The organism is Pseudomonas sp. ADAK18, assembly GCF_012935695.1.
Taxonomy (GTDB): Bacteria; Pseudomonadota; Gammaproteobacteria; order Pseudomonadales; family Pseudomonadaceae; genus Aquipseudomonas.
The window spans coordinates 4,197,514-4,220,605 of the sequence record NZ_CP052859.1 but is presented as its reverse complement, the minus strand read 5'-3'; the positions used below and the strand labels follow the sequence as shown (position 1 = coordinate 4,220,605).

The 23,092-nt window shown below is 58.4% G+C and carries 21 protein-coding genes and 2 tRNA genes; 11 read left to right on the top strand and 12 right to left on the bottom strand.

Annotated features, from left to right (window positions below; genetic code table 11):
• Window positions 1-238: 238 nt before the first annotated feature.
• Window positions 239-315, bottom strand: a tRNA-Met gene (locus HKK55_RS19045).
• Between the two features lie 206 nt (window positions 316-521).
• Window positions 522-598: transfer RNA gene (locus HKK55_RS19040), tRNA-Met, on the bottom strand.
• A 281-nt stretch (window positions 599-879) separates the two neighbouring features.
• Between HKK55_RS19040 and dinB the strand changes: the two genes are divergently transcribed.
• Window positions 880-1,938: a DNA polymerase IV gene (dinB, locus tag HKK55_RS19035; protein ID WP_169356090.1), complete on the top strand. Its 1,059-nt coding sequence runs from the start codon at window positions 880-882 to the stop codon at window positions 1,936-1,938.
• 215 nt (window positions 1,939-2,153) lie between these two features.
• Here dinB and HKK55_RS19030 read toward each other — a convergent pair whose 3' ends face one another.
• The 4 genes from HKK55_RS19030 to HKK55_RS19015 form a co-directional block, all read right to left on the bottom strand.
• On the bottom strand, window positions 2,154-3,107 hold the full coding sequence (locus HKK55_RS19030; protein WP_169356089.1) for a hypothetical protein: 954 nt from the start codon (window positions 3,105-3,107) through the stop codon (window positions 2,154-2,156).
• Window positions 3,108-3,127: 20 nt separating this feature from the next.
• Window positions 3,128-4,843: a proline--tRNA ligase gene (locus tag HKK55_RS19025; RefSeq protein WP_169356088.1), complete on the bottom strand. Its 1,716-nt coding sequence runs from the start codon at window positions 4,841-4,843 to the stop codon at window positions 3,128-3,130.
• 174 nt (window positions 4,844-5,017) lie between these two features.
• Window positions 5,018-6,550, bottom strand: coding sequence for an AmpG family muropeptide MFS transporter (locus HKK55_RS19020; protein ID WP_169356087.1), 1,533 nt, complete (start codon window positions 6,548-6,550; stop codon window positions 5,018-5,020).
• A 43-nt stretch (window positions 6,551-6,593) separates the two neighbouring features.
• Complete coding sequence (locus tag HKK55_RS19015) at window positions 6,594-6,947, bottom strand: MGMT family protein (RefSeq protein WP_169356086.1); 354 nt, start codon at window positions 6,945-6,947, stop codon at window positions 6,594-6,596.
• 163 nt (window positions 6,948-7,110) lie between these two features.
• Here HKK55_RS19015 and HKK55_RS19010 point away from each other — a divergent pair, with 163 nt between their 5' ends.
• Window positions 7,111-8,118, top strand: a complete 1,008-nt coding sequence (locus HKK55_RS19010) for a DUF481 domain-containing protein (protein ID WP_169356085.1) — start codon at window positions 7,111-7,113, stop codon at window positions 8,116-8,118.
• A gap of 141 nt (window positions 8,119-8,259) precedes the next feature.
• On the opposite strand, the gene HKK55_RS19005 is transcribed toward HKK55_RS19010, so the two are convergent.
• Window positions 8,260-9,018: an SDR family oxidoreductase gene (locus HKK55_RS19005; protein ID WP_169356084.1), complete on the bottom strand. Its 759-nt coding sequence runs from the start codon at window positions 9,016-9,018 to the stop codon at window positions 8,260-8,262.
• 75 nt (window positions 9,019-9,093) lie between these two features.
• Between HKK55_RS19005 and HKK55_RS19000 the strand changes: the two genes are divergently transcribed.
• The 4 genes from HKK55_RS19000 to groL all read left to right on the top strand — a co-directional run bounded on the left by HKK55_RS19000 (window position 9,094) and on the right by groL (window position 12,597).
• On the top strand, window positions 9,094-9,825 hold the full coding sequence (locus HKK55_RS19000) for a HugZ family protein (RefSeq protein ID WP_169356083.1): 732 nt from the start codon (window positions 9,094-9,096) through the stop codon (window positions 9,823-9,825).
• 66 nt (window positions 9,826-9,891) lie between these two features.
• On the top strand, window positions 9,892-10,368 hold the full coding sequence (locus tag HKK55_RS18995; RefSeq protein WP_169356082.1) for an FxsA family protein: 477 nt from the start codon (window positions 9,892-9,894) through the stop codon (window positions 10,366-10,368).
• A gap of 238 nt (window positions 10,369-10,606) precedes the next feature.
• On the top strand, window positions 10,607-10,903 hold the full coding sequence (gene groES / locus HKK55_RS18990) for a co-chaperone GroES (RefSeq protein WP_003208599.1): 297 nt from the start codon (window positions 10,607-10,609) through the stop codon (window positions 10,901-10,903).
• Window positions 10,904-10,953: 50 nt separating this feature from the next.
• Window positions 10,954-12,597: a chaperonin GroEL gene (groL, locus tag HKK55_RS18985; protein WP_169356081.1), complete on the top strand. Its 1,644-nt coding sequence runs from the start codon at window positions 10,954-10,956 to the stop codon at window positions 12,595-12,597.
• A gap of 83 nt (window positions 12,598-12,680) precedes the next feature.
• On the opposite strand, the gene HKK55_RS18980 is transcribed toward groL, so the two are convergent.
• The 5 genes from HKK55_RS18980 to HKK55_RS18960 all read right to left on the bottom strand — a co-directional run bounded on the left by HKK55_RS18980 (window position 12,681) and on the right by HKK55_RS18960 (window position 19,073).
• Window positions 12,681-14,123, bottom strand: coding sequence for a glycosyl hydrolase family 8 (locus tag HKK55_RS18980; protein WP_169356080.1), 1,443 nt, complete (start codon window positions 14,121-14,123; stop codon window positions 12,681-12,683).
• Between the two features lie 144 nt (window positions 14,124-14,267).
• Window positions 14,268-15,566, bottom strand: coding sequence for a HAMP domain-containing sensor histidine kinase (locus HKK55_RS18975; protein ID WP_169356079.1), 1,299 nt, complete (start codon window positions 15,564-15,566; stop codon window positions 14,268-14,270).
• Window positions 15,556-16,254 (bottom strand): response regulator transcription factor, encoded by a 699-nt coding sequence (locus HKK55_RS18970; RefSeq protein ID WP_169356078.1) that lies wholly within the window; start codon window positions 16,252-16,254, stop codon window positions 15,556-15,558. Before HKK55_RS18970 ends, HKK55_RS18975 begins: the two co-directional genes overlap by 11 nt.
• A 72-nt stretch (window positions 16,255-16,326) precedes the next feature.
• Entirely contained in the window at window positions 16,327-17,070 is a 744-nt protein-coding gene (locus tag HKK55_RS18965; RefSeq protein ID WP_169356077.1) for a phosphatase PAP2 family protein, read from the bottom strand.
• 53 nt (window positions 17,071-17,123) lie between these two features.
• Window positions 17,124-19,073, bottom strand: a complete 1,950-nt coding sequence (locus HKK55_RS18960) for an LTA synthase family protein (RefSeq protein WP_169356076.1) — start codon at window positions 19,071-19,073, stop codon at window positions 17,124-17,126.
• Between the two features lie 200 nt (window positions 19,074-19,273).
• Between HKK55_RS18960 and colR the strand changes: the two genes are divergently transcribed.
• The 5 genes from colR (at window position 19,274) to HKK55_RS18935 (ending at window position 23,046) form a co-directional block, all read left to right on the top strand.
• Window positions 19,274-19,957, top strand: a complete 684-nt coding sequence (gene colR / locus HKK55_RS18955; protein WP_010565305.1) for a two-component system response regulator ColR — start codon at window positions 19,274-19,276, stop codon at window positions 19,955-19,957.
• Window positions 19,947-21,227 (top strand): HAMP domain-containing sensor histidine kinase, encoded by a 1,281-nt coding sequence (locus tag HKK55_RS18950; RefSeq protein WP_169356075.1) that lies wholly within the window; start codon window positions 19,947-19,949, stop codon window positions 21,225-21,227. The genes colR and HKK55_RS18950 overlap by 11 nt, the downstream gene beginning before the upstream one ends.
• 190 nt (window positions 21,228-21,417) lie before the next feature.
• On the top strand, window positions 21,418-22,098 hold the full coding sequence (locus tag HKK55_RS18945; protein ID WP_169356074.1) for a class I SAM-dependent methyltransferase: 681 nt from the start codon (window positions 21,418-21,420) through the stop codon (window positions 22,096-22,098).
• Window positions 22,099-22,102: 4 nt separating this feature from the next.
• A complete protein-coding gene (locus HKK55_RS18940) occupies window positions 22,103-22,819 on the top strand; it encodes a lipopolysaccharide kinase InaA family protein (protein WP_169356073.1) in 717 nt (238 codons plus the stop codon).
• Window positions 22,819-23,046 (top strand): hypothetical protein, encoded by a 228-nt coding sequence (locus tag HKK55_RS18935; protein WP_169356072.1) that lies wholly within the window; start codon window positions 22,819-22,821, stop codon window positions 23,044-23,046. The genes HKK55_RS18940 and HKK55_RS18935 overlap by 1 nt, the downstream gene beginning before the upstream one ends.
• Window positions 23,047-23,092: the final 46 nt, after the last annotated feature.

Genomic DNA, 23,092 nt, shown 5'->3' with positions numbered 1-23,092 from the left:
GGGGGTATCCAGCCAAGTTACCAATCCCTATGGACAAAATAATTACAAATATTAACGCGTATCACCGGGTCCGGCGACAGCGCCCATTGGTCGTAGAGAAGTGTTGAGCATAGCTTGCAATGAGATGGACTCTACAAACCGTGTACGGTTTCATGAAATATGCCATGTCATTGTTTCAAAAGAACTTTTTCGACGGATACAAAAAAGGCCACTCTTTCGAGCAGCCTTTTTTGATGTTTGGTTGCGGGAGCCGGATTTGAACCGACGACCTTCGGGTTATGAGCCCGACGAGCTACCAGACTGCTCCATCCCGCGTCTGTGTGGCGGCATTCTACAGAGCAACGGCAGGGTGTCAACCGTTAATCGGCCGATGGGTCAAATAAGTGCGAATTAACCGTTCATCGTCACCTGAGCGCGGTAAGTGCTCGATTGGAAACGGTTTTTTTGTCGGACAATTGCGGGAGAGGTAAAACAGACAGGCACAAAAAAGGCCACTCTTTCGAGTAGCCTTTTTTGATGTTTGGTTGCGGGAGCCGGATTTGAACCGACGACCTTCGGGTTATGAGCCCGACGAGCTACCAGACTGCTCCATCCCGCGTCTGTGTGTCGGCATTCTACAGAGGAACGACGGTGTGTCAACCGTTGATTCAAAGAAAAGCGCTTGTGGTTCAATCGCTTAGCTCTCCACGGCAACATCTTGATAGGACGCGGGCCAGTCAGGCCGAGGCTTTCAGCTCTATTGGAGGGGCTGTTTCGATTGAGAAAATGAATTCATCAGGTTTTTTCCTACCGTTTGGGCGGAAGATTTAAAGTACTGGTGCTATATACAGGTGTCAGTGAGATACTCGCATTTTCTGCCTTGGCCACCTCTTTCTTTATATGACGCAGCGCAAAATCATCCACGTCGACTGTGATTGCTTCTACGCCGCTATCGAGATGCGCGATGACCCGAGCCTGGCACAAAAGCCCTTGGCAGTCGGAGGCTCCGCGGACCGGCGGGGCGTGATTGCCACCTGCAATTACGAGGCGCGGGCTTATGGTGTGCGCTCGGCCATGTCCTCCCGGCACGCCTTGAAGCTCTGCCCGGACTTGACCATCGTCAAGCCACGCATGGATGCCTATAAAGAAGCGTCGAAGGAAATCCAGACGATCTTTCGTGATTACACCGACTTGATCGAGCCGCTTTCCCTGGACGAGGCTTACCTGGACGTCTCGGACTGCCCGCATTTTGGCGGCAGCGCCACGCGCATCGCTCAGGACATCCGGCGCCGCGTTTCCAATCAGCTACATATCACCGTTTCCGCAGGCGTGGCCCCGAACAAATTCCTGGCCAAGATCGCCAGCGACTGGAAAAAACCCAACGGTCTGTTTGTGATCACCCCTGACCAGGTGGAAGACTTCGTCTCGGCATTACCGGTCAGCAAGCTGCACGGCGTGGGCAAGGTGACGGCGGATAAACTGGCGCGCTTGAGGATCGAGGACTGCCTGCAACTGCGGGAGTGGAATAAGCTGGCGCTGGTGCGGGAGTTCGGCAGTTTTGGTGAGCGGCTTTGGAGCCTAGCCCGTGGGATCGATGACCGGATGGTGCAGAACGACAGTCGCCGACAGTCCATCAGTGTGGAAAATACCTACGATGTCGACTTGCCGGACCTGCCCAGTTGCCTGGAAAAGCTACCTGAGCTGATGGAAACCCTGGCCGGGCGCATAGCGCGTATCGACAGCAGCTACCGGGCGGGTAAGCCATTCGTTAAAGTGAAATTTCATGACTTCACCCAAACCACGTTGGAGCAGGCGGGGGCGGGGCGGGATCTTGAGAGTTATCAGCAGTTGCTGACACAGGCGTTCAATCGCGGAGGAAAACCGGTGCGATTGCTGGGGATTGGGGTGCGGCTACTGGATTTGAGCGGCGGTAATGAACAGCTGGAGTTGGCCTGGTAGAAACCGAATCAAAATGTGGGAGCGGCGGTGCGACGATTCGACTTGCTCGCGAATACGGTTGTAGCCGCTGCTGAAGAATGAAGCTGCGATCGGCTGCGTAGCGGCCCCAAGGCGGCGGTCCTGCGGACGCGCATCGCAGCCTCGTGCCTCGGCAGCGGCTACAACCGCATTCGCGAGCAAGCCCGCACATTTGGTTTTTCGGTGTTGTTTGGAACTCAGCCTGCCCCAGGATCCGCCACCAACCGCCCCGCATCCTTGGTCAAGGCCTTAAGAAATTCCTGTTGTAACTCAGGATCATTGCGAGTCAGTTCGATCAGGCTTTGCTCCAGCTCGCTGGCTTCTTCCTCCAGGCCCAGCTCCGACAAGCGTTTGACCCGATGCACCCACTGACTGACTTCGTCATCTTCCAGGTCGTCGTAGATCAAACCATGGGCTTCCAGCAATTTGCCCCGCAGGGTATTACTGATTGCCAGGGAAGAATCCGAATGCACGTCATCCTGGGCATCTTCGACACTGATCTTCAGTGTGCCGATACGGTTCAGGTCTTGCTCGGCAAACGGGCTGTCCAGCAGGTTCAGGCGCAGCACACCGCTGCGGTCCGTGGTCAGCTCATGGGTCAGCTTGCCCGCGGTAACCTGCACCGGGCGTTCACTCCAGGGCAGGCTGGAATACTCCAGGCGCTTGTCGCGCTGGACTTCATCGATACCTGCCAGGTTTTGTTGTGCCCGTCCGTGGGATTGCACGTTCATGAACGGGTTGAGCCCGTCCACGCCGTAGCTGAGCCAGTCACGCGTCATGCTGGTGGGAAGGTTGCCCAGCGCGAAGATGTTGGCCACGTTAGCGCCGACACCTGCCACCAACGCCACCGCGCCCAGCGGGATCTCATAGACCTTGCGCCATGGCTGGTAGGGCGTGTAGCGATCGTAACGACGGGTCACTTCGAATTCGGTGACTTCGAAGGTCTTTTGCTCATGAATCCGAACCCGGCGTTGCGGCAGCTCAAGCGCTTTAGGCTCGCCCACATCAATCTGCAGGCTATGGTCGAGCAATTTGCGCTCGATACGTTCCTCGTGCTCGCTACGTTGCGACATCTGATTAGCGCAGCCGCTGACCAGCAGGGCGCCGCACAAGGCGGCGCCCCCCAGGGCTTGGGTGTTTCGCTTGAACATGACTTCTCTTGATCTGGTTTTCAGCGACGAATACGCGCCTGAAGGAAAGGCAGCACGTCAGCCACCGGCAACGGTTGGGCTTCGGCTTCGGTCCGGCTCTTGTATTCCAGATTGCCATCGGCCAGGCCGCGGTCACTGACCACGATCCGGTGCGGGATGCCAATCAGTTCCATGTCGGCGAACTTGATGCCGGGGCTGGTTTTCTTGTCCCGATCATCCAGCAGCACTTCAAAACCGGCGGCCGTCAGTTCGGCATACAGTTTGTCGGTGGCTTCGCGTACCTGCTCGGTTTCGTAGCGCAGCGGTACCAGGGCAATTTGGAAGGGCGCCAGGGCGTCGCTCCAGATGATGCCTTTCTCGTCGTTGTTCTGCTCGATGGCAGCAGCAACCACGCGGGAAACGCCAATGCCGTAGCAGCCCATTTCCAGGGTGACCGGCTTGCCGTTCTCGCCCAGCACTTCGCACTTCATTGCCTTGCTGTATTTGTTGCCCAGCTGGAAGATGTGTCCGACTTCGATGCCGCGCTTGATTTCCAGTGTGCCCTTGCCATCCGGGCTTGGGTCGCCGGCTACCACGTTGCGCAGGTCGGCCACAGTTGGAACGGGCAGGTCACGCTCCCAGTTGACGCCGAAGTAATGCTTGTCATCAAGGTTGGCACCGATGCCGAAGTCGCTCATCAGTTCGACGGAACGGTCGATGATGATCGGCAGTGGCAGGTTCAGCGGGCCGAGGGAGCCCGCACCGGCGCCAATAGCGTCACGCAGTTCGGCATCGCTGGCCATGACCAGCGGGCTGGCAACGCCAGGTTGCTGGGAAGCCTTGATTTCGTTGAGCTCGTGGTCACCACGGATCACCAGGGCGATCAGCTTGCCTTCTTCTTCGGCGTGCACGATCAGGGTCTTGATGGTCTTTTCAATCGGCAGATTGAATTTCTCCACCAGCGCGGCGATGGTCTTGGTCTCGGGTGTATCCACCAGACGCAGCTCTTCGCTTGGCGCAGGACGGGAAGTTTCCCGTGGCACGGCCTCGGCTTTCTCGATGTTCGCCGCGTAGTCGGAACCGTTGCTGAAGACGATATCGTCTTCGCCGGATTCGGCCAGTACATGGAACTCATGGGAGCCGGCACCACCGATGGAGCCGTTGTCCGCTTCAACCGGACGGAATTTCAGGCCCAGGCGAGTGAACACGTTGCAGTAGGCCTGGTGCATGCGGTCGTAGGTGACCTGCAGAGATGGCAGGTCAGCGTGGAACGAATACGCGTCCTTCATGATGAACTCGCGGCCGCGCATCAAACCGAAGCGTGGGCGAATTTCGTCACGGAATTTGGTCTGGATCTGATACAGGTTGAGGGGCAGCTGTTTGTAGCTGCTCAACTCATTGCGCATCAGGTCGGTGATCACTTCTTCGTGGGTCGGGCCAGCGCAGAAATCGCGGCCATGACGATCCTTGAAGCGCAGCAATTCAGGGCCATATTCTTCCCAACGCCCGGATTCCTGCCACAGCTCGGCCGGTTGGGTGCTCGGCATCAACACTTCCAGAGAGCCGGCGGCGTTCATTTCTTCACGAACGATCGCTTCGACCTTGCGCATCACCTTCAAGCCCATGGGCAGCCAGGTGTACAGGCCCGAGGCCAGTTTGCGGATCATGCCGGCGCGCAGCATCAACTGATGGCTGATCACGACTGCGTCAGATGGCGTTTCTTTCTGTGTGGCGAGCAAATATTGACTGGTGCGCATGGTAGGCCGTTGTCGGTTGCTTGGACTTGAAATGACTTTGGATTGTACGGGCGCTTGCTGCCGACGTACAGGCATCAGGATGCAGAGCTGTCTGTAGGAGCCGAGCTTGCTCGCGATAGAGGGCGCTGCGGTCCAGCTTTTAAAGGGCCAGCCCAGCCGGCCCCATTTTAACAATCATTCTTCTGCCGGAGGATTCAACCGTATCCGTCGATTTTCCTGAAACCAGTGCAAGGCAATCAGGACCAGCGTCGGCACACCGAGCAGGGCGGTGATCAGGAAGAAGTTGTGATAACCGAACTTCTCCACCATCACCCCTGAATAGCCGCCAATCAATCGCGGTAGCAACAGCATGATCGAACTGAGCAACGCATATTGGGTGGCAGAGAACTTGAGGTTGGTCAGGCTCGACAGGTAGGCAACAAACGCCGACGTCGCCAGTCCCGAGCTGAAGTTGTCCAGGGAAATGGTGAAGATCAGCATCTGCAGGTCCGCGCCCATGTCGGCGAGCATCAGGAACAGCAGGTTGGTCCCGGCCGAAGTGACACCGCCGATAAACAGGATTGGCAGGATCCCGAAGCGCACGATCAGCAGGCCGCCCATGCCGGCGCCTACCAGCGTCATGATCAGGCCGAAGACCTTGCTGACACCGGCGATCTGGTCCTTGGTGAAGCCCTGGTCGATATAGAACACGTTGGCCATCACGCCCATGACTGTGTCGGACATGCGATAAGTGGCGATCAGCCCCAGCAGCAGGAATGCCTGCCAGCGATAACGCAGGATAAAGTCGTTGACCGGTGTCAGCACCGGCGCCAGGCCTCGACGGCCCATCGCCGAGAGGCACAGGGTGGTAAGGGTGATGTAGAGGATGGCCCGCAGGAATGCCCGGTCTTCCAGCAGCAGGTCGAGCAGGCTGACGCCTTGGAACAGCACGCTGGCGAAGTCAGTGTTGTACAGCTGGGTAAACATTGCGGGTACCGACACCAGCAACACGATCAACACAAACACCGAGACCAGTTGATGGACGAAGCTGTAGCGCCCGGCTTGCAATTGGGTTCGCAGCGGTACGTCGGGTTCGCGCATGAAGAAGGTGGTCAGCAGGGCCGGGATCATCAGCAGGCCGAACAGCACATAGGTGCCGGTCCAGGCCGAATGCTTATAGTTGAAACCGGTGGAGCCGAAGCCTTCGGCAAAGAACAGCGCGCCGGCGGTGGCCAACAACGCGGCGATCCGGTAGCCCGACATATAGCTGGCAGCCAGGGCGGCCTGACGGCTATCGTCGGCGATTTCCAGGCGATAGGCGTCCACGGCGATATCCTGGGTGGCGGACGCGAAGGCGACAACTACGGCAATAGCAATCAGCCAGGACAAGTGCTTCTGCGGATCGCAGAAACCCATGCCGATCAATCCTAGGATTACCAGCGACTGGGCCAGTACCAGCCAGGAGCGACGACGCCCAAGCTTGCCGAGTAACGGTAGGCGCCATTGGTCGAGCAGCGGCGACCAGACCCATTTGAAGGCATAGGCCAAGCCGATCAGGCTCGCATACCCGATGGTTTCGCGGGCCACGCCGGCTTCGCGCAGCCACACCGAGAGCGTCGAGAACACCAACATGTAAGGCAGGCCGGCAGCAAAGCCGAGCAGCAACAGCACTAACGTCGAGGGGCTGGCATAGGCAGCGAGCGCGGCGCGCCAGGTTTTACGGGGCATGGGCTGGAGTCTGCCTCAGATTTGCGGAAACAAAGCGCGCACTCTAACCGCTGTGCTCTACCGGGCGCCAGCCATGACGCCGAATATCAACGCGATTGTTCAGGATACTGACACCTTCACTGCGCAAACGCGCACGTTGCTCGTCCCCAGAGGCACTCCCCACGGGCAGACTTATCCGACCGCCGGCACCCAGCACCCGGTGCCAGGGCAACTTGGTGTCGCCGGGGAGTTGGCTGAGGGTACGGCCGACCCAACGGGCCGCGCGACCCAAACCCGCAAGGTGTGCCAACTCGCCATAACTCACCACATAACCCTCTGGCACTTGGGCGAGGGTCAGGTAGAGCGCCGTTCGGCGTATCTGGGCAGGGCTTTGTTCTTCGTCGGCGGGGTCAATCACTTGAGCGTATCCCGTTGAAATCGTCAGTCTATTTGTAAGAAATGTCTGTAAAAATGGCAATGAGAATTGAACTCAATATAGAGAGTCGAGTCAGTCCTTGCTAAGACTTTATCCTTGACGATAATGCCCTTTTTTTTCGCAAACTTGAGTCCGTCATCTGCTTATGCTGTCCAGAACCCTGCTATGCCTCGCTGTTTTCAGCGCCTCCACGCCTCTGCTCGCCGATACCGTCTGGTTGAAAAACGGTGATCGCCTGACCGGCAAAATCAAAGTCTTCGATGGCGGTAAACTGCTGATCCAGACCGACTATGCCGGCTCCATTCCGGTGGACTGGAAACAGGTGAAAACCCTGGAAAGCGACCAGGAGTTGCTGGTCAAGCAAGATGCCTACACGGGCGAGAAAGCCAAATCCCTGCAGGCCGCCGAGCCCGGCAAGGTCACCTTGGCCAATGGTGAGGCACCGAAGACCGTCGAGTTGGCGAGCATCCAGCAGATCATCAAGCCCAAACCTGTGATCGAAGACCTGGTGTGGAAGGGCAATGTTGACGTGGCGCTGGACTACAAGCGCGCAGAAAAAGACACCAACGACTACGACATCGACTTCAAGACCAGCGCCCGTCATGGCGCCTGGCGGCATACGGCCAAGGGCGAATACAACCGGGAGTTCCAGAACGACGTCGTGACGACCGACAACTGGAGCGCCGAGTACGACCTGGACCGATTCCTCACCGAACAGTGGTTCTGGCAAGGTCGCTTGACCTACAAACGCGACAAGATCGAAGACCTGTCGCGCCAGCGCACCATCGGTACCGGTCCGGGCTACCAGTTCTGGGATGACGAATTGGGCGCGTTTTCCTTGGGCTCGTTGTTGAACCGTACCGACTATGAATACGCCGACGGCGGTAAAGACAATTTCTACTCGTTGGCCATGAAATGGAGCTACAACCGTTACCTGGTTGGCAAGACGGTGGAGTTCTTTACCAACGGCGAATTGGGCAAACCGCTGACAGGACCTACCGACTATTCCCTCGATGCGGAAATGGGTTTGCGCTACAAGGTCACTGAATGGGCGTCTCTCAACCTTAAGGCTGAGCGCGACATTATTAGTGGCGGCTCGGACAGTGACTTGAGCAAGACGCGCTATACCGCAGGTTTTGGCGTGACCTGGTAATCAGGCCGAGTGCGATCAAAATGTGGGAGCGAGCAAGTCGAGTCGTCGCACCGCCGCTCCCACGGTTGATCTTCACTACCCTGAGCTGGATGTTTCAACCGTGTTTGGCTGCGTTCTCAAAGACCTTGAAAGGGCTGGTTCTTACAACCGCAAGCCGCCATCCATTTCCAGAATCCGGCCGGTGTAATAGTCGTTCTCGAAAATATACGCCGCCGAATGAGCAATCTCCTCGGGCCGTCCCATGCGTTTGAGGGGAATCCCCGCCGTCATTTTCTCCAGCGCCTCAGGCTTCATGCCCAGCGTCATCTCGGTCTCGATAAAACCTGGCGCAATGCCTGCCACACGAATGCCGTACCGAGCCAGTTCCTTGGCCCAGGTCACGGTCGCCGCAGCCACCCCGGCCTTGGCGGCCGAGTAGTTGGTCTGGCCGACATTACCCGCCCGGGAAATCGACGAGATGTTGATGATGGTGCCTTGGTTCTTCAACTCCACCATCTTTGCCGCCACTTCGCGGGTGCACAGGAACACGCCGGTCAGGTTGACGTCGATCACCGCCTGCCACTGAGCCAGGCTCATCTTGGTCATCTCGCCGTCCTTGACCTTGAGCAGCAAGCCATCGCGCAGGATCCCGGCGTTGTTGATCAAACCGTGAATAGCACCGAAATCTTCGGCAATCTGCGCGACTGTCTGGACGACTTGCTCTTCATTGGCCACATTGCACAGATAGGCACGGGCCTTGACGCCACGGGCCTGACAAGCGGCGACCGCCTGGTCGAGTTTTTCCTTATTCAGGTCCACCAGCGCCAGGTTGGCGCCTTTGCCTGCAAAATACTCGGCCATGGACCGGCCCAAACCCTGGCAACCGCCGGTGATAATGATTACTTTGTCGTTGAGATGCATTCGCATGTCCTGTGAGCAGATTTAAGCGCTCACCCTAGTCCGTTTTTTGACGAATTTTACCGAAGGAGTCATAAGTTGAGCGCGCACGTTGCCAAGAATGCCCGAGAACTACTGCTCAAGGAATACCGTGGAGCGCTCTCCACGCTGTCCAAGGCCATGCCTGGTTTCCCCTTTGGCTCGGTGGTGCCTTACTGCCTGGATGCCGAAGGCCAGCCGCTGATTCTGATCAGCCGCATCGCGCAGCACACCCATAACCTGCAGAAAGACCCCAAGTGCTCGTTGCTGGTGGGGGAGCGCGAGGCGGACGATGTGCAGGCAGTAGGGCGTCTGACCTACCTGGCTGAGGCGCAAAAGATCACGGATGCTGCGGCGATCGAAGCGGCCGCCGAGCGTTATTACCGTTATTTCCCTGATTCGGCGAATTACCACAAGGCCCATGATTTTGATTTCTGGGTGCTCAAGCCGGTGCGCCATCGTTATATCGGTGGTTTTGGCGCGATCCATTGGGTCGATCAACTGGCCTTGGCCAATCCGTTCGCCGGCAAGGCCGAGCTGAGCATGATCGAACATATGAACAGTGACCACACCAAGGCCATTGCCCACTATGTTGAGCTGGCTGGCTTGCCGACAACAGAGCCTGCTCAGTTGGCTGGTATCGACAGTGAAGGGATGCACCTGCGCATCGGTCAGGCGCTGTACTGGCTACCCTTTGCCGAGCCTTGCAACACGCCGACACAAGTACGCGAAGCCTTGGTTTTCCTGGCTCACGCGCAGGCTTGGCCGAAAAAAGCGGTTGCCGAAGCTTGAATTCACGAAACGGCGACGTCATCTAAGGTGAACTAGCAAGGCATTCTTGCGTTGAGGAACCATTTGATGCGCCCTTTTTTATTGCTCTTTCTGCTGTTCCCGGTGTTGGAGCTGTTCGTATTCGTTAAGGTCAGTGCGGCCATCGGGTTTTTCCCGGCCCTGCTGCTGATTATTCTCGGCTCGATGCTCGGCGTATTCGTGCTGCGTATCGCCGGATTGGCCACCGCGCTGCGCGCCCGTGAAAGTTTGAATCGCGGCGAGCTGCCGGCCCAGACCATGCTTGAAGGCCTGATGATGGCTTTGGCTGGCGGCCTGTTGATCCTGCCGGGTTTTGTCAGCGACGTGGTCGCCCTGGTGCTGTTGATGCCGTTCACCCGTCGGCTATTGGCGGGCAAGATGCGCCAGCGTGCCGAAGAGGCTGCGATTCGTCAGCGCGCGTTCGCCGATGACCTGCAGCCGCGCGGTGGTCCGGCTCCCCGCCAGCCCCTGGGGCGCGAGGGTGATGTGATCGAAGGCGAGTTCGAACACCGCGACGCCAAGTAATCCCTTCACCTGCACGGCACCTTCGGGTGCTGTGTTGCTTTTAAAGACACAAAAAATTTCATCTCCAAGCCTTGTAATAAGCTTATGCGCCCTTATGTAACGGTCACCGCAAGGTTTCTGGTGGCAACACCAGACAGACTTCCGCGTTTCGTCCTGCGAACCGCGACCGGCGCCGCCGGAATTTAACCTGCCGGAATTGACACCGGCCGATGAAAAACACAATTAGGAGAGATCGACAATGAGCAAGCTTCGTCCTCTGCATGACCGCGTCGTCATCCGTCGCAGTGAAGAAGAAAAGAAAACCGCTGGTGGGATCGTTCTGCCAGGTTCGGCTGCTGAAAAAGCCAACCACGGTGTGATTCTGGCTGCTGGTCCAGGCAAAACCCTGGAAAACGGTGAAGTACGTGCGCTGGCTGTGAAAGTGGGTGACAAGGTTGTATTCGGCCCTTACTCCGGCAGCAACACTGTGAAAATCGACGGCGAAGACCTGCTGGTAATGGCTGAGAACGAGATTCTCGCTGTTCTGGAAGGCTGATTTCCCCGCTCATTTTCCCGTTACTACAAAGTATTTAAGGAATATCGATCATGGCTGCTAAAGAAGTTAAATTCGGCGACTCCGCCCGTAAGAAAATGCTCGCCGGTGTCAACGTCCTGGCTGACGCAGTAAAAGCGACCCTGGGCCCTAAAGGCCGTAACGTGATCATCGAGAAGAGCTTCGGCGCTCCGACCATCACCAAGGACGGCGTGTCCGTTGCTAAAGAAATCGAGCTGAAAGATCGCTTCGAAAACATGGGCGCGCAGCTGGTCAAAGACGTTGCCTCCCGTGCCAATGATGACGCAGGCGACGGCACCACCACCGCTACCGTTCTGGCTCAGTCGATCGTCAACGAAGGCCTGAAAGCCGTCGCTGCCGGCATGAACCCGATGGACCTGAAACGCGGCATCGACAAGGCGACCATCGCCATTGTCAAAGAGCTGAAGTCCCTGTCCAAGCCATGCGCTGACACCAAGGCTATCGCTCAGGTCGGCACCATCTCGGCCAACTCCGACAGCTCCATCGGCGACATCATTGCCGAAGCCATGGAAAAAGTCGGTAAAGAAGGCGTGATCACCGTTGAAGAAGGCTCGGGCCTGGAAAACGAACTGTCGGTTGTTGAAGGCATGCAGTTCGACCGTGGCTACCTGTCCCCGTACTTCGTCAACAAGCCAGAGACCATGACCGCCGAGCTCGACGGCCCGCTGATCCTGCTGGTTGACAAAAAGATCTCGAACATCCGCGAACTGCTGCCAGTTCTGGAAGCTGTTGCCAAAGCCGGCCGCCCACTGTTGATCGTGAGCGAAGACGTTGAAGGCGAAGCCCTGGCGACTCTGGTTGTGAACAACATGCGCGGTATCGTGAAAGTGGTTGCTGTTAAAGCACCTGGTTTCGGCGATCGTCGCAAGGCCATGCTGCAGGACATCGCTGTTCTGACTGGCGGTACCGTTATCTCCGAAGAGATCGGCCTGAGCCTGGAAAGCGCTACCCTGGAACACCTGGGTAATGCCAAGCGTGTGACCGTGACCAAGGAAAACACCACCGTCATCGACGGCGCTGGCGTCGAAGCTGACATCCAGGCTCGTGTGACCCAGATCCGTTCGCAAGTGGCTGATACCACTTCCGACTACGACCGTGAAAAACTGCAAGAGCGTCTGGCCAAGCTGTCCGGCGGCGTTGCAGTGATCAAGGTTGGCGCGGGTTCCGAAGTTGAAATGAAAGAGAAGAAAGCCCGCGTTGAAGACGCCCTGCACGCTACCCGTGCAGCCGTTGAAGAAGGCGTGGTACCTGGCGGTGGCGTGGCACTGGTTCGCGCTCTGCAGGCTATCTCCGGGCTGAAAGGCGACAACGCTGATCAAGACGTCGGTATCGCTCTGCTGCGTCGTGCTGTTGAAGCACCACTGCGCCAGATCGTTGCCAACTCCGGCGACGAGCCAAGCGTGGTTGTCGACAAGGTTAAGCAGGGTTCGGGTAACTTCGGTTACAACGCTGCTACCGGCGAATACGGCGACATGATCGAAATGGGCATCCTGGACCCAGCTAAAGTGACTCGTTCGGCTCTGCAAGCGGCTTCGTCGATTGCCAGCCTGATGATCACCACTGAAGCAATGATCGCCGAGATCAAAGATGACGCTCCTGCTGGCGGCGGTATGCCAGACATGGGTGGTATGGGCGGTATGGGCGGCATGATGTAAGCCAGCCTTACTCCGATACTGAAAAGCCCCGCCTGCAGTGATGCAGGCGGGGCTTTTTTATGGCTGGGATGTGGGCCGTGCGGTCAACCCAATCCCCGTCGGCGCAGCAGCTTCTTGAACGTGAACCCACGGGCAAGCTCCAGCCGGGCAGATGGATTCACGGCAACTGGCACAGATCCCATAGGCGCTCGAGTTGGGGTGAGTTGCTGATCAGCAGACACGTGTGCTGTCTTTTTACTCGGTGCAGGCCTGGGACGTTCCCAATGGCCGGACATGATGACCATGCTCAGCAGTTTGAGGGTGTTGCCGTAGTAGGCGTTATCGTTGATCGACTGGCGTTGCAGGTTGTCCCAGACGCTGTTGACCCAGGGCTGATTGTCGGCGCTGATCATCGCGCTGACCCCCAGGGTCGAGACAAACGCCAGGGCGTTGCTGCCCTCATCGGCGAGGGCGCCGCCGTCGATCCTGTAACCGCTGTTGAACGTCGTCGGATCATCATGGGTGGTCGAGCGTGCCCAACGGTTGAATACCGTCAACGTTTCAAGGGCTCGAGGATCACCGTACAGCAGGTAGTCCAGGCCGACACGCCAGGGATAGCGGGCGGCGTTCCAGGCGTAGTCACCGTCGCGCTTGTCGCCCACCAACTCGGCGCGAGCTGGGGTCATCGAAGTGTCCAGGTGGCTGATGAAGTCCGGCAACAAGGCGCTTTTTGGGGTGTAGCGCTGGTTGAAGGTGTTGATGATCGAGTAGGTCTTGTCGCGAACGGCCTGCCAGCGCTTATCACCGGTGATGGCGTAAAAACCATAGAGATGCGATTGCATGAAGTCCGAGCTGCGGGTCGTGTACTCGATTTCGTGATCGCCATCGGTGCCGGCCCAGTCGCCGATCATCAAGTGGTGAGTCCTGGGGTGGACTTCATGTTTAAGGATCGCTGCAAGGACGGCGTTGGCTTCGCTGCGGTAGTCGATGATGCCTTGGCTGCCCCACTTCTGGTCGGCCAGGAGCAAGGCGTAGGCAATATCCAGGTCGCCGTCGGTGGCGCTGACGTCGCCCCGGAACCGGCCGGTGGAGTTAGCGCAGCCTTCGATCTGGTTCCAGGCCATCAGGCCTGGGTCGGACGTAGCCGGATGGTCCTCGAAGTAACGCACCATGCCGTCGAAGATCTTTTGTGCGTCGGTGTCATAGTCCGCCATCATCACGCTGATCAGCATGCCGTAGCCATGGGCCTCGGACACGGTGATGGTGCCCGGTGCGGTATCGCCGCCCACCGGCTTATGGTCAGCGTTGACCTTGACGAAGTAACGGCCGCTGCCGCACTCGTCGGAGAGATAAATCGCTTTCCAGGCTTTATAGAAAGTGGCCAGTTGCTGATCCATGTCGGCCTGGGGCAAATGATCAGGGGCGATGGTGCCGGGATAGTAAGGGGCGGGATGGCTCTTGGCCGAGGCGGTGCAGGTGAGTAATGCGCTGGCCGCGATGCACAGCGATAGCACCAGTGCAGTGCTTGGCCGTTTAGGGTGACGCATGAGGTGACTCTCCAACCTGTTCCAGGGGGGGTGGACTCAGGGCGAGCGCTGGCAAGTGACCGAGCGGTCCTGAATCAGCTCGGGAGGTTAACGGGAGTGGGAACGGTTCACTGTCACCGGCTGTAACAGGCTGGCTATTCGGGGCTACAAGGGCCGTAGTGGCAATATGAGGCTCATGCGTGCGCCGCCCAGAGGGCTGCGGGAAACCGACAATAGGCCACGGTGCCAATGGGTGGCGCGCTTGGCCAGGGCCAGGCCAAGACCAAAGCCGCTGGGCTCATCGCTGCCCAGGGCCAAGCGGACAAAGGGCTCGAAGATTTTTTCGCGATTTTCCGGGAGTACCCCGGGGCCGTCGTCGTCGACGTGCAACACCAGGTGCTGTTGATCGTGGTACGACACGCTGACGTTCACCTGCTCACGGGCATAGGTGATGGCGTTGCTCAACAGGTTGCGCACGATCAGGTGCAGCAATGAGCGATCACCCACGAGCTCCAGGCCCGGTGGATCGGTTTCCAGGGTCAGCAGGCGATGGTGGCCATCGAGCAAGGCAAACTCCTGCTGCAGCCAGGCGCGGATATTGATGGGCTCGTGGTGCAGGTCCGCAGGCGCGTCGGCCAGCCGGGCAAAGGCCAAGCTGGCGCGAACCAGGGATTCCAGTTCTTCGATGTCGGTTTGCAAACGCTCCTGCAGACGCGTGCGGGTGATGGGGTCTTCGCTTTTACTCAGCAATGCCAGGGCAAAGCGCATTCGGGCCAGAGGCGTGCGCAGTTCGTGGGACACCGCCTGGGAAACCTCTCGGTGACGTTCACCCATCGAGGTGATTTCCTGGGCATGCCGTTGCAGTGTCAGCAGCAACGGTGCCCATTCCTGGCTCATCGCCGGCAGCATCACATTGGGCGTGCGTGCCAGGGCGCCAATGCATTCATTAAGCGCGTTCAGGTCGTTAGCGTACTTGCGTCGTGCGCGCAAACCGAACCAGAGGAACAACAACACCGGCAGGCCGGCGACGCAGGCGGTTATCCAATAGACGGGGAAGCGCAGCAAATCCTTGGTTTCCGCGGTGCCCCACATGGGGCCGAATTGAATCACCGTGTCATCGTCCAGCGGGAAGTAGGTGACGTCTTCGTCACTGTTCATGGCGGGCTGGTGGTGTTCCAGCATGACAAGGGCTTCAGGCGGCAATTCGATGTCTTCGATCTTCTCCAGACTCACCGGGTACTGGAAGCGTGCCTGCAGTGATTCAATGCGTGCCTCGCGCTGTTCGGCCGGCAAGGCTTTGAGTTGCTCGGCCACCAGGTAGCCGGGGCCCGCCATCAGGCGCAGGAAGCTGTCTTCGCCGACAAACACCGAAGCGTTGGTGCACAGCCACAGCAAGTAAAGCGTCAGGGCCGCCCAACTGGTACCGGCCACCACCGCCATCCATGGGCGCACCTTAGACGGCATGGGTATGACCTGCCGGGACTTCGACAAACAGGTAGCCCTGGGCAGTAATGGTCTGGATGGTCACCGGGCACTCAAGGGTCATGAGCTTTTTGCGCAGGCGCGATACGCGCATATCAATGGAGCGGTTCAGCCCGTCGTACTCCAGGCCACGCAGGCGCTGTAGTAGTTTTTCCCGCGTCAGCAATACCCCGCAGTGACGGGCAAAAATGGCCAGCAGCTCGAACTCGGCGAGGGAAAACTGCAAGGGCACTTCATTGAGCCAAGCGAAGTGATTGTTCAAGTCCAGCTTGAACTGCCCCCATTGATAGTAGGCACGAGGGGCTTGAGGGTGGCGACGCAGCAGCGAGCGGATCCTCGCCAGCAACAACAGCGGGTCTACCGGCTTGACCACGTAGTCATCGGCTCCGGCTTCAAAGCCGATCAGTTGCTCGGCGTTTTCATCCAGTGCAGTCATCATCAGGATCAGCCCGGGGTACTGATCGCGAATCTGCCGACACAGGGTGAAACCGTCGATCCCCGGCAACATGACATCCAGGATCAACAGCGCCGGCTGTTCGTCGTGGATGCGCTGGGCGGCGAGATCGCCTCGGTGTTCCACGGTGACGGTGAAACCCTCGGCGCGCAGGAATTCGGCTGTCAGTGCCGCCAGTGGCAGGTCGTCTTCAATCAGCAGCAGGGTGTCGGACATGACTCAGGGTGATCATTGCCAGGGGAGGGCGCAGTGTTGCGCCCTTGCCCCCGGCTAGGCAAGGGCTGTGTATCAGGGGGTTGCGGTCTGGTTCTGGAAAGTGGGTTCAGCGGTCTTCGCCGGTCGATACAGCAGGAAGTAATACGCCCCCAGGCAGATCAGCCAGCAAAAAATCGCCGTCCACACGTTATGGGAAAAGAAGTGCGCCCCTTGCATCATCCGGCCAATGGAGAACACCGTTCCCAGGCTGGCGGCAAAGATGAAGGCGTTACGTGCCATGCGTGGCCGGCGGTCGCGCAAGACAAAGAACAGCGCGAACAAGGTAAAGCCGGTCGCGGCATGACCACCGGGCCAGCAACGCCCAGGTTTGTCGGTTGGTGGGCGTGGGCTGAGCAGTTCGCTGTAGGTTTCTTTGCCGCCGAACTCCTTCAGGCTCCATGGGCATTGCACGGCGGTGACGGCTTTCATCGGGGTGACGAAGGCCGTGGACAGGGCCAGGGACAGCACCAGGCAACCCAGTTCGCGGCGGTAGGGTTTGAGACGCTCAAGGATGAACGCGCCAATAAAGCCCAGTACCGCCAGTAGCGAGAACAGGATGACCAGTTGCTTGGCGCGGTCGTGGAGGATGTCTTCAAGGAAAAAGCTGTGGCGACCGATGAAACTACCGTCGGTCGAGTTGTAGAACAGCTTGGCCAGGTCCATGTCCAGTGACGTCAGTTGCAGCAACAGCAAGATTACCGCCGCGACGGCGGGTACTCCCAGGCACAGCCAAAAGTTGAGGGGTTTGGAGGTCGGGCGGACAGCAGTGGATGACATGGCGAACTCGGACATTGAAAAAGCCCCGGACAGACCTGGCCGGGGCGTTCTGGTTAGCGTTCGCCGAGCTGTGGGGCCGCGTCCTTGGGCGCCCTCCAGCTCAGCAATTGTTGTTTGAAACCATAGCTGGCGGCTTGGTAATAGGTGATCGCCCGTTGGATCAACGGGTCATCACTGTTGACGCGCGATTCCTGGCTCTCGCCCAGGGCTTGGTCATGACGACGCAGGCCTTGGCGAGGGCTGAGAATGGCCAGGTCTTTGCCGTCAAACAGGCCCAGGTGCTGATAGTTACCGACCACCACACGCGGTGGCAGTGGGTTGTCTTGCAGCAGGTTACGGCCAAAGAAGGTCGATTCATAGCTCAGGTTGAGCAAGCCGAGCAAGGTTGGTGCGAGGTCGATCTGGCTGGCCAGTTGTGCGGTTTCCCGGGCTTCGATCAGCTTCGGTGCATAGATGAACAATGGGATCTGGTAGTTACTGATGGGCAAATCTTCCTTGCCCGCACTGCCGGCAGTGTGGTCGGCGACGAAGACGAAGATCGTGTTGTCGAACCACGGCTTTTGGCGCGCGGCCTCCAGGAACTGGCCGATGGCGTAGTCGGTGTATTTCACTGCACCGTCGCGACCGTTGCCGGATTTGATGTCGATACGGCCTTCCGGGTAGGTATAAGGACGGTGGTTGGAAGTGGTCATCAGTTGCAGCAAAAACGGTTGCTGCTTGGCGTAGTCGGCGTCGGCCAGTTTCAGGGTCTGGTTGTAGAGGTCTTCATCAGCCATGCCCCACGCGTTTTTGAAGGAGATTTGCGCTTCGTCGACGCTACTCTGATCCACCACGCGATAACCGTTGCCGCTGAAAAATGCGTTCATGTTGTCGAAGTAGCCACGACCGCCGTAGACAAACACGCTGTCATAGCCGACCGCACTGAGCTGTTGGCCAAGGCTGGCAAAGCCGCTTTCCCGACCGATACGCTTGACGATGGAGCGCCCAGGCGTCGGTGGAATCGCCAACGTAATGGCTTCCAGGCCGCGATCAGTGCGGGTGCCGGTGGCGTAGAAATTGTTGAAATACAGGCTTTGTTTGCGCAGCACGTCGAGGTTGGGGGTCAGGTTGCGCCCGTCGCCGTTACTGCCCATGTACTTGGCGCTGAAGCTTTCGATAGTCACCAGCACGATATTGGGGGTGCGCAAGGTGCCCGGGTTGGTGATGGCACGGCGGATATCCAGCGGGTCGGTGCCGATAAAGCGTGCGTTAGGTTCGCTGAGTTCGGCGCGAAGCTGTTTGGCGACGACCTCTGCGGGCAGGCTCTTGTAAAACTGCGAGTAATCCAGCTCGTTATTACGGAAGGCGGCGAAGAACTGATATGGACCATTGCTGGCCAATTCATTCTTGTAGGCATTGCCGCCTTGGCTGCGCGGGCTGTCCTGGCTGATCAGTTGCAGGCTCAGGCCGGCGACTACCAACAAACCGAGGGCATTGAGCAGGCGGCGGCGCATGGGCGGCATTGGCGCATTGACGGCAGCATTGAAGGGCTTGCGTAATACCAGGCTCAAGACAACCGCCAGCATGGCGAGCAGGCTCAGCAATTTGCCGATTGGGTAAGACTCCAGCAGGTTGTTCAACACCTCGTCGGAGTACACCAGGTAATCGACGGCGATAAAGTTGAAGCGCACGCCGAATTCATCCCAGAACAACCATTCCGCCACTGCCGTGAACAGCATGGCAAACAGGCTGACGGTCAACAGCGCTTGCAGGAACCAGCGATGGCCACGGCGACGCCACAGGGCGGGTGGGCACAGCAGCACATACAGGCCCAGGGGCAGGGCGGCATAGGCCAGGAAACCCAGGTCGTAGAGTAAACCGACACCAAATACCGGCAACAGATTACCGCCGACTTCGTCCAGGTGGGTCAGTAGCAATACACTGCGAGTCAGCAGGAAAACCACCAGCCAGGCACCCGTTACCAACAATAAATAGCGCATTGGCGCGGTTTTGGGATAACCCATGTCTATGTTCCTTATATCAATGGGATGCGATCTTCGCGCCGCGTCTGTAGTCAGGGTGTGAACCTATAGTGAAAAACTTGTTAAGTCATTCAATTGGTTGAAACAATTGATCGGCGGCTCCCTCAGGCCTAGCCCTGAGCCAAAGTTGGCCTTAAGCTGCGCGAGCCAAGACGGCTGTACCGCGTACGGAGAAACTGCCCATGCGAATTTTATTGGTTGAAGACAACCGCGATATTCTGGCCAACCTGGCCGACTACCTAGGGCTCAAGGGTTATACCGTGGACTGTGCGCAGGACGGTTTGTCGGGCCTGCACCTGGCCGCCACCGAACACTACGACCTGATCGTGCTCGATATCATGCTGCCGGGGATCGATGGCTACACCCTGTGCAAACGCCTGCGTGAAGACGCCCGCCGTGATACCCCGGTGATCATGCTCACCGCCCGCGATCAACTGGATGACCGGCTGCAAGGCTTCAAGTCTGGCGCTGATGACTACCTGCTCAAGCCGTTCGCCCTGTCGGAACTGGCTGCACGGATCGAAGCCGTGCTGCGTCGCGCCCAAGGTGGCGGCCGCCGTGCCTTGCAGGTAGGCGACCTGCATTACGACCTCGATACCCTGGAAGTGACCCGCGAAGGGCGCCTGCTCAAGCTCAACCCGGTAGGCCTGAAGCTGCTGGCGGTGTTGATGCAGAAAAGCCCTCACGTATTGCGCCGCGAAATTCTCGAAGAGGCCCTGTGGGGCGATGATTGCCCGGACAGCGACAGCCTGCGCAGCCACGTCCATCAACTGCGTCAGGTGATCGATAAGCCCTTCGCCAAACCGTTGCTGCAAACGGTGCACGGTGTGGGCTATCGCCTGGCCGAGGGCCGTGATGGAGTTTAAGCAAAGCCTCGCCCAGCGGATCATCATTGCCTTTGCGTTGATGAGCGCGTTGGTGGCGGGGGCCTTCGCCATGGGCATCGTCGCGACGGTGCACCTGGTGGAAGAGAAGTTGATCTCTGCCGGCCTGGGCGGTGATCTGCAGCGCCTGTTGCTGATGGACAGTGTCGAGGACTGGAGTCACCGCCCCGAGCCAGACCAGTTGTTCTACTTTAGCGGTGGCCTGGGCGACTTTGAGTTGCCCAAGGACCTGCGCCACCTGGACGCAGGTTTTCATGAGGTGTTTCGTGAGCAGCTTTCCTACCATGCGATGGTCGAGATCGTCGATGGGCGCCGCTACGTCCTGCTGCAAGACCAGAGCGACTTCGAAGAACGCGAGCGGGTGCTATTTGCCGTAGTGCTGGTGGGCTTTGTCCTCAGCCTGGCGCTGGCGGTGTTCCTCGGCTGGGTCCTGGCCCGCAAGGTGATGGCGCCAGTGGTACGGCTGGCCCGTCAGGTTCGTCATCGTGACCAATTGCTCGGCTTGGCCCCACCCTTGGCTCCGGACTATGCCGCGGACGAAGTCGGTGAATTGGCGGTGGCGTTCGACGCCACCCTCGGGCGTTTGCGTCAGGCGCTGTCCCGGGAGCGGTTGTTTACCAGCGATGTCAGCCATGAGTTGCGCACGCCGTTGATGGTATTGGCCAGTTCCTGTGAGCTGTTGCTGGAAAACCCGGCGATTGACCAGCGTGGCCGTAATCAGGTTGAGCGTATCGCCCGCGCCTGCGAAGAAATGCGTGAGTTGGTGCAGACCTTTCTGATGCTGGCACGGGCTCAGCGGGAAGACGCCAGCATGTCGCCCCAGGTCAACCTGACCCAGGTGGCCGACGACTTGCTGGGGATCTGGCGTGAGCCTATCGAAGACAAAGGCATCGAACTGACCTACCAGCCGGGCAACCCACTGGACACCCGCTATAACGCCACCTTCCTGCACGCCGTGATGGGCAACTTGCTGCGTAATGCCCTGCATTACACCGAGCGCGGTTTTATCCGATTGACCTTGGAACCTAGCGGGTTCGTGGTGGAGGACAGCGGTGTCGGGATTCCCGAGGACAAGCGTGAAGCGATGTTCGAGCCGTTTGTGCGCGGTAGCGAGAAACGCGGCGAAGGCCTTGGGTTGGGCCTGTCACTGGTCCAGCGTATTTGCGAGAACCAGGGCTGGACCGTCAGTCTCAGCACCATGGAACCCAACGGCTGCCGTTTCCACGTCGAGTTGAGCCAGGTCAAACCCTGAGTCCTGCCCTGCCTCTACTCTCAGAGGCAGATCCCGGCTTTTCGCCGAAGATGGCCCCATGCCACGATGTTATCTTGTAAAACTTTGTATTGTTTTACCCTTAGACGCGACGTTTTTTTCACAAAGGGTTGACCGGACGATGACAGACCGAAACATAAGGTCGTAGGCATCAGTAACCGGAGACCCGTTGATGTCTAGTCCGATCAAGCTCGATTTTTCCGAAAAGTACGACGATCAGCACGCGCAGAATTATTTGCTCAAACATCAGGACACTTTCGCGCGTCGGATGTCCCACAAACGCGACGAGCAATTGGCTCGCGGTGCGCTGGCCATGGCCGGCGAGCCAGGTCTGGTGCTGGACCTGCCTTGCGGGGCGGGGCGTTTCTGGCCGTTGCTGGCAGAAAAACCCAATCGTGTGATCATCGGTGCAGATAACTCAGAGTCGATGTTGAAGATCGCCACCATGGCCCAACCGGCGGATGTGGTGAAACGGGTACGCCCCTTGCAGACGTCAGCCTTTGATATCGATTTGCCAGACAACGCGGTTGATAGCATTTTCTGCATGCGTCTGATGCACCACATCGGCGAGCCTGAACACCGGCTCGCAATATTGAAGGAATTTCAGCGGGTTACCCGCGACAGCGTGATTATTTCGTTGTGGGTAGATGGCAATTTCAAGGCTTGGAAACGCAAGCGTTCCGAAGTGCGACGTCGCAACAAAGGGGAGCAGGGCGGTTACCAGAATAGGTTTGTGTTACCGGCTGCTACTGTTGAGGCTGAGTTTGAACAAGCCGGTTTCCGGGTTCAGGAACATTTGGACTTCATTCCGCTCTACGCCATGTGGCGAGTGTATGTATTACGCAAGAGGTAACAGGATGGCAGTTGAGTGTTTAGCAGGTAGTGAAGTAGCTCCCGAAGAGAGATTTGATTATTTCTGGCGCCAGACGGGCGAGTGGGTCGAGGAGCCCAACCGTCGTCGCGGCGGTGAAAGTGGTGTGCAACGCGTGGTCGGCACCAACGGGCGTTTGCTCTATAGCAAACGCCAGACAGGCCATATCTACCGCAGTTGGCTCCATCCTTTTGGACGCCCGACCGTATTACGCGAGCGTGATGCCCTCAAAGGCCTGCGCTTGTTGGATGTACGTGTGCCGGAGCTGGTGTTCTGCGGTGCTCGCCGTGATCCGGAGCATCAGTGGGAGGCCTTGCTGGTGACGGCGGCGCTGGACGGATTCGACGAGATCGAAAACTGGTATGCCGCCGGTGGCCGCGAGCAGTACGGAGAGGCGGTGCATGAGCGCCTTCTCCAGGAACTGGCCGCAACCCTGGCACGTATGCACAAGGGCCGGTGGCAACACGGATGCCTGTATATCAAGCATGTTTTTGTGCGGGTCACGGGTGAAGGTGATTCGGCCACTGTTGAAGTGGCGTTGCTGGATTTTGAGAAGTGCCGCCAGCGCATGACCGCTCGGCAGGCGGCGTCCCACGACATGCGTCAATTACGTCGCCACTCGTCGTGGAACAGTACCGATTGGCAAAAACTCAGCTACTTTTATGAGACGGCGTTTGGCAGCGCGATCAAAGGTTTAACCTGATGAAGCTAGAAATAGCACGAGGTTTGTTTCTGGTGGGGGCCCTGGGGATTGCTTCCTTGGCCCTGGCCGCCTGGGAGCAGCCCCGGACACAAGTGCTCAGTGCGGTGCAAGGTGGCGGACAGTGTCTGTTGCCTCGGGTCGCCAAGGTGAGTATTCCGGCGCGGCCTGATCATGACTTGTTGCTGTTTATGTTCGGGATGTCTCAAGGAATGAGGCCGCAGAGTTGAAACGATTGAAACCCCCTGAAAAGGCCTCGCATTGCGAGGCCTTTTT

Coding starts and splice junctions, on each gene's coding strand:
- dinB (WP_169356090.1), top strand. CDS start 880: ATGACGCAGCGCAAAATCATCCACGTCGACTGTGATTGCTTCTACGCC.
- HKK55_RS19030 (WP_169356089.1), bottom strand. CDS start 3,107: ATGTTCAAGCGAAACACCCAAGCCCTGGGGGGCGCCGCCTTGTGCGGC.
- HKK55_RS19025 (WP_169356088.1), bottom strand. CDS start 4,843: ATGCGCACCAGTCAATATTTGCTCGCCACACAGAAAGAAACGCCATCT.
- HKK55_RS19020 (WP_169356087.1), bottom strand. CDS start 6,550: ATGCCCCGTAAAACCTGGCGCGCCGCGCTCGCTGCCTATGCCAGCCCC.
- HKK55_RS19010 (WP_169356085.1), top strand. CDS start 7,111: ATGCTGTCCAGAACCCTGCTATGCCTCGCTGTTTTCAGCGCCTCCACG.
- HKK55_RS19005 (WP_169356084.1), bottom strand. CDS start 9,018: ATGCATCTCAACGACAAAGTAATCATTATCACCGGCGGTTGCCAGGGT.
- HKK55_RS18995 (WP_169356082.1), top strand. CDS start 9,892: ATGCGCCCTTTTTTATTGCTCTTTCTGCTGTTCCCGGTGTTGGAGCTG.
- groES (WP_003208599.1), top strand. CDS start 10,607: ATGAGCAAGCTTCGTCCTCTGCATGACCGCGTCGTCATCCGTCGCAGT.
- groL (WP_169356081.1), top strand. CDS start 10,954: ATGGCTGCTAAAGAAGTTAAATTCGGCGACTCCGCCCGTAAGAAAATG.
- HKK55_RS18980 (WP_169356080.1), bottom strand. CDS start 14,123: ATGCGTCACCCTAAACGGCCAAGCACTGCACTGGTGCTATCGCTGTGC.
- HKK55_RS18975 (WP_169356079.1), bottom strand. CDS start 15,566: ATGCCGTCTAAGGTGCGCCCATGGATGGCGGTGGTGGCCGGTACCAGT.
- HKK55_RS18970 (WP_169356078.1), bottom strand. CDS start 16,254: ATGTCCGACACCCTGCTGCTGATTGAAGACGACCTGCCACTGGCGGCA.
- HKK55_RS18965 (WP_169356077.1), bottom strand. CDS start 17,070: ATGTCATCCACTGCTGTCCGCCCGACCTCCAAACCCCTCAACTTTTGG.
- HKK55_RS18960 (WP_169356076.1), bottom strand. CDS start 19,073: ATGGGTTATCCCAAAACCGCGCCAATGCGCTATTTATTGTTGGTAACG.
- colR (WP_010565305.1), top strand. CDS start 19,274: ATGCGAATTTTATTGGTTGAAGACAACCGCGATATTCTGGCCAACCTG.
- HKK55_RS18950 (WP_169356075.1), top strand. CDS start 19,947: ATGGAGTTTAAGCAAAGCCTCGCCCAGCGGATCATCATTGCCTTTGCG.
- HKK55_RS18945 (WP_169356074.1), top strand. CDS start 21,418: ATGTCTAGTCCGATCAAGCTCGATTTTTCCGAAAAGTACGACGATCAG.
- HKK55_RS18940 (WP_169356073.1), top strand. CDS start 22,103: ATGGCAGTTGAGTGTTTAGCAGGTAGTGAAGTAGCTCCCGAAGAGAGA.
- HKK55_RS18935 (WP_169356072.1), top strand. CDS start 22,819: ATGAAGCTAGAAATAGCACGAGGTTTGTTTCTGGTGGGGGCCCTGGGG.